Source organism: Arthrobacter sp. Hiyo1 (genome assembly GCF_001263615.2).
Classification (GTDB): domain Bacteria; phylum Actinomycetota; class Actinomycetes; order Actinomycetales; family Micrococcaceae; genus Arthrobacter.
Map to the genome: position 1 here is coordinate 1 of NZ_DF952484.1, position 5,475 is coordinate 5,475.

General features: G+C 55.9%; 2 rRNA genes. Both read right to left on the minus strand.

Annotated features, from left to right (window positions below):
• Positions 1–52: 52 nt before the first annotated feature.
• A 23S ribosomal RNA gene (locus AHiyo1_RS23690) occupies positions 53–3,190 on the minus strand.
• A gap of 571 nt (positions 3,191–3,761) precedes the next feature.
• Positions 3,762–5,284 (minus strand): 16S ribosomal RNA (locus AHiyo1_RS23695).
• Together the 16S and 23S rRNA genes form the textbook arrangement of a ribosomal RNA operon.
• Positions 5,285–5,475: the final 191 nt, after the last annotated feature.

The following is a 5,475-nucleotide window of genomic DNA, read 5'->3' on the forward strand; positions in this document are numbered from 1 at the left end:
CGGGTTGTTGTTCGGGAACCACATAGTGGACGCAAGCAGTGATCGTGTTTGTGTGGTGTAAGTTGTCGGCCTATTAGTACCGGTCAGCTTCAACAGTCTTTAGTCCTGTCTTCCACATCCGGCCTATCAACCCAGTGGTCTGGCTGGGGGCCTCTCACACACGAGGTGTATGGAAATCTCATCTTGAAGCGAGCTTCCCGCTTAGATGCTTTCAGCGGTTATCCCATCCGAACGTAGCTAATCAGCGGTGCACTTGGCAGTACAACTGACACACCAGAGGTTCGTCCGTCCCGGTCCTCTCGTACTAAGGACAGCCCTTCTCAAATTTCCTGCGCGCGCAGCGGATAGGGACCGAACTGTCTCACGACGTTCTAAACCCAGCTCGCGTACCGCTTTAATGGGCGAACAGCCCAACCCTTGGGACCTACTCCAGCCCCAGGATGCGACGAGCCGACATCGAGGTGCCAAACCATGCCGTCGATATGGACTCTTGGGCAAGATCAGCCTGTTATCCCCGAGGTACCTTTTATCCGTTGAGCGACGGCCATTCCACAATGTACCGCCGGATCACTAGTCCCGACTTTCGTCCCTGCTTGAGATGTCTCTCTCACAGTCAAGCTCCCTTGTGCACTTACACTCGACACCTGATTGCCAACCAGGCTGAGGGAACCTTTGGGCGCCTCCGTTACTTTTTAGGAGGCAACCGCCCCAGTTAAACTACCCATCAGGCACTGTCCCTGACCCGGATCACGGGCCGAAGTTAGATGTCCAAAGTGACCAGAGTGGTATTTCAACGATGACTCCACCCCCACTGGCGTGAGGGCTTCAACGTCTCCCACCTATCCTACACAAGCCACTCCGAACACCAATACCAAACTATAGTAAAGGTCTCGGGGTCTTTCCGTCCTGCTGCGCGTAACGAGCATCTTTACTCGTACTGCAATTTCGCCGAGTTTATGGTTGAGACAGCGGGGAAGTCGTTACTCCATTCGTGCAGGTCGGAACTTACCCGACAAGGAATTTCGCTACCTTAGGATGGTTATAGTTACCACCGCCGTTTACTGGGGCTTAAATTCTCAGCTTCGCCTTGCGGCTAACCGGTCCTCTTAACCTTCCAGCACCGGGCAGGAGTCAGTCCGTATACATCGTCTTGCGACTTCGCACGGACCTGTGTTTTTAGTAAACAGTCGCTTCCCCCTGGTCTCTGCGGCCCCGATCCCCTCCCACCAGCAAGTGGTGTTCAAGGTTGGGGCCCCTTCTCCCGAAGTTACGGGGGCATTTTGCCGAGTTCCTTAACCATAATTCTCTCGATCGCCTTGGTATTCTCTACCTGATCACCTGTGTCGGTTTGGGGTACGGGCGGCTTGAACCTCGCGCCGATGCTTTTCTAGGCAGCATAGGATCACCGGATCCCCCCGGAACGGGGGTCCTATCAGATCTCAGGAACGTCATCAAAGACACAGCGACGGATTTGCCTATCGCTGACCCTACATCCTTAGACCGGGGCAACCATCGCCCGGCCCGGCTACCTTCCTGCGTCACACCTGTTAATACGCTTACCTCCCGGGATCAGGTCCCGCGCTCGGCCAAAACCCGCACACCACAAGGGTGATTGGGCAGGCTCCGGGCGGTTAGTATCCCCCGCTTGGCATGGGCGGTCCTTCGCCGGTACGGGAATATCAACCCGTTGTCCATCGACTACGCCTGTCGGCCTCGCCTTAGGTCCCGACTTACCCAGGGCAGATTAGCTTGACCCTGGAACCCTTGATCATTCGGCGGACGGGTTTCTCACCCGTCTTTCGCTACTCATGCCTGCATTCTCACTCGTGTAGGCTCCACCGCTGGTTTACACCGCGACTTCACCGCCCACACGACGCTCCCCTACCACTCCAGACGACTGAACCACGAAGGCTTGTCTACTATCTGAAATCCACAACTTCGGCGGTGTACTTGAGCCCCGCTACATTGTCGGCGCGGAATCACTTGACCAGTGAGCTATTACGCACTCTTTCAAGGATGGCTGCTTCTAAGCCAACCTCCTGGTTGTCTTCGCAACTCCACATCCTTTCCCACTTAGCACACGCTTAGGGGCCTTAGTTGGTGGTCTGGGCTGTTTCCCTCTCGACTATGAAGCTTATCCCCCACAGTCTCACTGCTGCGCTCTCACTTACCGGCATTCGGAGTTTGGCTGACGTCAGTAACCTTGTAGGGCCCATCGGCCATCCAGTAGCTCTACCTCCGGCAAGAAACACGCAACGCTGCACCTAAATGCATTTCGGGGAGAACCAGCTATCACGGAGTTTGATTGGCCTTTCACCCCTACCCACAGCTCATCCCCTCCATTTTCAACTGAAGTGGGTTCGGTCCTCCACGACGTCTTACCGTCGCTTCAACCTGGCCATGGGTAGATCACTCCGCTTCGGGTCTAGATCACGCCACTACACTCGCCCTGTTCAGACTCGCTTTCGCTACGGCTACCCCACACGGGTTAACCTCGCGACGTAACACTAACTCGCAGGCTCATTCTTCAAAAGGCACGCCGTCACCAGAATCAGACTGGCTCCGACGGATTGTAAGCACACGGTTTCAGGTACTGTTTCACTCCCCTCCCGGGGTACTTTTCACCTTTCCCTCACGGTACTGGTCCGCTATCGGTCATTAGGAAGTATTTAGGCTTATCAGGTGGTCCTGACAGATTCACACGGGATTTCTCGGGCCCCGTGCTACTTGGGATCCTCTCCAGGCGGCACACAACATTACGGTTACGGGGCTAACACCCTCTCCGGCCGGCCTTTCAAGACCGTTCACCTATGTCCATGCTCTCACCCCACCGGTCCGGCAGAACCAGTACGGAAAGTCCCACAACCCCGCCCATGCAACGCCCGCCGGCTATCACACATGGAACGGTTTAGCCTCATCCGCGTTCGCTCGCCACTACTAACGGAATCACTCTTGTTTTCTCTTCCTGCGGGTACTGAGATGTTTCACTTCCCCGCGTTCCCCCCACGCACCCTATGTGTTCAGATGCGGGTCACCAGATCACGCAAAACGCGTCTGGCGGGGTTTCCCCATTCGGACATCCTGGGATCACCGTTCGGTTATCAACTCCCCCAGGCTTATCGCAGATTCCTACGTCCTTCTTCGGCTCCTAATGCCAAGGCATCCACCGTGTGCCCTTAAAAACTTGACCACACAAGATCAAAAAACTTCTCGAGAGAACCAAACCCCCGAAAGGGCCGGGTTCATAAAAAGAAATTGCTGTAAGACACACACACCCCACCACCCCACAAGAGGCAATGACCATGCGCGTGCTAGATGCTCGCGTCCACTATGTAGTTCTCAAACAACAACCCCGTACCACACACCCCCCGCACCCCCGCCACCCCCCCCAACAAAAGGAAAGGACAACCGGGAACACACGAAGAAATGCAGCCAGGAAACCAGAAACACACAAACCCGCCCGGAACCACGCAACCCACACAGGCCACGCACCCCCCGACGGCCCTGTTGCCTCAGGACCCAACAGTGTGCCAAACACGAAAACCGGACAACCCCCCACCCGCACCGTTCCACAACACCCCACCACAAAAATGACAGGACATCCGTACTGAACGCGGGAAAGAAACCACCCGGCCGCTATCTGCTGATATTCCACCCATGAGCACCCACCGCAGAACAGACGCCTGCGCAATGGGCTTTGCTTCCACACACCCCCCCACCAACCATGCGGAAGGAAGAAGGGCGATAATGGTGCTCCTTAGAAAGGAGGTGATCCAGCCGCACCTTCCGGTACGGCTACCTTGTTACGACTTAGTCCCAATCGCCGGTCCCACCTTCGACGGCTCCCCCCACAAGGGTTAGGCCACCGGCTTCGGGTGTTACCAACTTTCGTGACTTGACGGGCGGTGTGTACAAGGCCCGGGAACGTATTCACCGCAGCGTTGCTGATCTGCGATTACTAGCGACTCCGACTTCATGGGGTCGAGTTGCAGACCCCAATCCGAACTGAGACCGGCTTTTTGGGATTAGCTCCACCTCACAGTATCGCAACCCTTTGTACCGGCCATTGTAGCATGCGTGAAGCCCAAGACATAAGGGGCATGATGATTTGACGTCGTCCCCACCTTCCTCCGAGTTGACCCCGGCAGTCTCCCATGAGTCCCCACCACTACGTGCTGGCAACATGGAACGAGGGTTGCGCTCGTTGCGGGACTTAACCCAACATCTCACGACACGAGCTGACGACAACCATGCACCACCTGTAAACCGACCGCAAGCGGGGCACCTGTTTCCAGGCGTTACCGGTTCATGTCAAGCCTTGGTAAGGTTCTTCGCGTTGCATCGAATTAATCCGCATGCTCCGCCGCTTGTGCGGGCCCCCGTCAATTCCTTTGAGTTTTAGCCTTGCGGCCGTACTCCCCAGGCGGGGCACTTAATGCGTTAGCTACGGCGCGGAAAACGTGGAATGTCCCCCACACCTAGTGCCCAACGTTTACGGCATGGACTACCAGGGTATCTAATCCTGTTCGCTCCCCATGCTTTCGCTCCTCAGCGTCAGTTAATGCCCAGAGACCTGCCTTCGCCATCGGTGTTCCTCCTGATATCTGCGCATTTCACCGCTACACCAGGAATTCCAGTCTCCCCTACATCACTCTAGTCTGCCCGTACCCACTGCAGAACCGGAGTTGAGCCCCGGTCTTTCACAGCAGACGCGACAAACCGCCTACGAGCTCTTTACGCCCAATAATTCCGGATAACGCTTGCGCCCTACGTATTACCGCGGCTGCTGGCACGTAGTTAGCCGGCGCTTCTTCTGCAGGTACCGTCACTTACGCTTCTTCCCTACTGAAAGAGGTTTACAACCCGAAGGCCGTCATCCCTCACGCGGCGTCGCTGCATCAGGCTTCCGCCCATTGTGCAATATTCCCCACTGCTGCCTCCCGTAGGAGTCTGGGCCGTGTCTCAGTCCCAGTGTGGCCGGTCACCCTCTCAGGCCGGCTACCCGTCGTCGCCTTGGTAGGCCATTACCCCACCAACAAGCTGATAGGCCGCGAGTCCATCCAAAACCGCAAAAGCTTTCCACCACCACCACATGCGTGGAGCGGTCGTATCCGGTATTAGACCCAGTTTCCCAGGCTTATCCCAGAGTCAAGGGCAGGTTACTCACGTGTTACTCACCCGTTCGCCACTAATCCCCCCAGCAAGCTGGAGATCATCGTTCGACTTGCATGTGTTAAGCACGCCGCCAGCGTTCATCCTGAGCCAGGATCAAACTCTCCGTTGAAGTAAAACAAAAACAGACACAACCACAACCACCGGAAATAACGGCGACCAGGCTGCACAAAATTTGAAACCAGCTGAAAACCAGACCCCACCCACAAGAGCGGACAAGGCCCGGCAAAATCAACCAATTCATAAAAACAAATCGGTATCAACAAACTTGGCACACTATTGAGTTCTCAAACAACAGACACA